The organism is Mesorhizobium sp. M7A.F.Ca.US.005.03.2.1 (assembly GCF_003997795.1).
Classification (GTDB): Bacteria; Pseudomonadota; Alphaproteobacteria; order Rhizobiales; family Rhizobiaceae; genus Mesorhizobium; species Mesorhizobium ciceri.
Window position 1 is genome coordinate 1 of sequence record NZ_RZRP01000835.1, and the last position, 2723, is coordinate 2723.

2 protein-coding genes are annotated in these 2723 nt (G+C 62.2%); both read right to left on the reverse strand.

Annotated features, from left to right (window positions below):
- Positions 1-1484: UvrD-helicase domain-containing protein (locus EN991_RS31130; RefSeq protein ID WP_164769492.1), on the reverse strand; the 1484-nt coding region annotated here is incomplete at its 3' end.
- A 91-nt stretch (positions 1485-1575) separates the two neighbouring features.
- Positions 1576-2406 (reverse strand): DUF2059 domain-containing protein, encoded by an 831-nt coding sequence (locus EN991_RS31135; protein WP_063172472.1) that lies wholly within the window; start codon positions 2404-2406, stop codon positions 1576-1578.
- Between the last annotated feature and the right edge of the window lie 317 nt (positions 2407-2723).

The following is a 2723-nucleotide window of genomic DNA, read 5'->3' on the forward strand; positions in this document are numbered from 1 at the left end:
ATAGGGATGCGCAGCGCACGGGCGGTGTCGTGGATCTGGCGGATGGTGGCTTCGCCCAAGCCGCGCTTGGGCACATTGACGATACGTTCGAAAGCGAGGTCGTCGGCGCCTTGCGCGACGACACGGAAGAAAGCCATGGCGTCGCGGATTTCCAGGCGCTCGTAGAAGCGCGGGCCACCGATGACGCGGTAGTTGAGGCCGAGTGTGATGAAGCGATCCTCGAAGGCCCGCATCTGGAAGGATGCACGGACAAGAATAGCCATGTCGTTGAGATTGTGCTTCTGGCGCTGATAGGCCTCGATGGTCTCGCCGATGGCGCGGGCTTCTTCTTCGGAATCCCAGGCGGCGTGGACATTGACCTTGCCATCCTCGGGATCGTTGCGATCCGTGAACAGCGTCTTGCCGAAGCGGCCCTCATTGTGGGCGATGAGGTGGGAGGCGGCACCAAGGATGTGCGCGGTCGAGCGGTAGTTGCGCTCCAGCCGGATGATGGTGGCGCCGGGGAAATCCTTGTCGAAACGCAGGATGTTGTCGACCTCGGCGCCGCGCCAGCCATAGATGGATTGGTCGTCATCGCCGACGCAGCAGATGTTTACGGTGGCGCGGGTTTCGGCCGAAGAGCGCCCAATCTCCCCCGGCTTGCCTTGAGGCCTTTGCGCCAACAGCCGCAGCCACATGTACTGGGCGGTGTTGGTGTCCTGGTACTCGTCGACGAGGATGTACTTGAAGCGCTTATGGTATTCCTTCAGCACGTCCGGATTGGCGCGCAAGATGCGGATCGGGTGGCAGAGCAGGTCGCCGAAATCGCAGGCGTTCAGCGTCTTCAGCCGCTCCTGATAGGCCTTGTAGAGTTCGCGGCCCTTGCCGTTGGCGAAGGCGCGCGCGTCGCCCTCGGCAATGTCGGCGGGGCCTTGCCCCTTGTTCTTCCAGCCGTCGATCATCTGGGCGAACTGCTTGGCCGGCCAGCGCTTGTCGTCCAGCCCCTCGGCCTGGATCAACTGCTTGATCAGCCGCACGACGTCGTCGGTGTCGAGGATGGTGAAGTCGGAGCGCAGGCCGGCGAGTTCGGCATGTCTGCGAAGCAGCTTCACTCCAATCGAGTGGAAGGTGCCGAGCCACGGCATGCCCTCGACATTGCCTTCGCCGATCAGCACGCCGATGCGGATCTTCATCTCGCGCGCGGCCTTGTTGGTGAAGGTCACCGCGAGGATCTGCGACGGAAACGCCTTGCCGGTGGCGAGGATGTGGGCGATGCGGGTGGTGAGCACGCGGGTCTTGCCGGTGCCGGCGCCGGCCAGCACCAGAACCGGACCCTCCGTTGTTTCAACAGCTAGCCGCTGCTCCGGGTTGAGGCCCTTCAGATAGTCGGGTGCGTTGTTGTGTCCGCTGCGGGCAGCCATGGCGCGCGCGGCGATACCCGACGGGGCCGAGGGCCGCGCATTGGGTTCGTCGAAAAAGGGCATGTCTTCGGAAAAGCCGGACATCGCCCCCGAATGTAGTGATTCGGTGGGGAAAGACCAGAACTGTCTACGTTTTGTTCCGCTAAAGTGCTGGCGGCAAGGATGTACGGGCTGTTCAGGCCTTGCGGTAGCCGAGAGCGACGAAAAATCGCTGCCCTAACGAACGCGCCTCATCGGTCATCACGGCGCCGAGTGCCGTCTGCATCCGGTCGTAGTAATGGCTGCCCGCAGGGGACGCGAGAAATGCCGCGTAAAGCCTGAGATCGTCGAGCGACAAGTCACGATAGGCGAAAGCATTTCCTTCCATGATCCCCTTTTCGGCTTTTTCACGAAGGTTGCCGGCCTGCTTATGCACCAGCACCATTATCTGCTGATCCGATAAAGGCTGCCCGGCTGCCGCGAGCATTCCCGAAACCATCGCATAGCCCATGTTCAATGCGATCGCTTCAGCCATGTCCACGGCGCTGGTATCGTCGACGATTTTCCGGTACAGCGCGAGCCGTGCCGGATCTCCCGCCTGAAGTCCTCCAAGGATTTTCGGACCTTCGATCTTCTTGCGCCCCACGGCTTGCGGATCGGACGCTTGGATCTCCAGGGCTGTGACCCGCCTGCCCAATGGTGAATCGAAGAAAGCAGCCAGATCGGTGAGATCGACGGGCTGCAACCGGCCCGTCATCCGCGCCTCTACGGCTTTCTCCATCCTGTCAGCGTCAAAAGCGCCTTCAGCGGCGGCGGACAAGGCTTCCTTGACTTTTTCCGGCCCCGGCACGGATTTGATGCCGGCGACTATGCTTGGGCCGAGGCCGGCCAGCATCTCGTGGAAGCCGCTTGCCTTGTTGATCTCCTCGAGCGTTTGTGCCGACGCCGGTTGACTGCCAGCCATAAGCACGACGAAGCCGAACAGCGCGCCGGCAATGCGCATCCATGGCGGAAAGACGAAGGGCATGACTCGGTCTACTCCACGGTGATGCTGCGACGGAGACTGCTCGATAACCCGACCGCAGGCAAGATGAATTGCCACCTTGGCGTGTGGGCCAGCTTGACAGGCGGGGCGGGCAGGAGAAAGCTGTGCGCAGGGCAGGAACGGGACATCGGGCTGTCCTTGGCGTGGCAAAGCGCAACAGTCGAAGGAGTATCATCTTGGCTGTCACCATCACCTCCCTCATTCTTTTCCTCATCGGCCTGGCACTCGGCGGCGGCGGCATCCGCCTGGCGATGCTGGGCGGCAGCTGGTACTATGTCGTTGCTGGCCTTGCCTTCCTG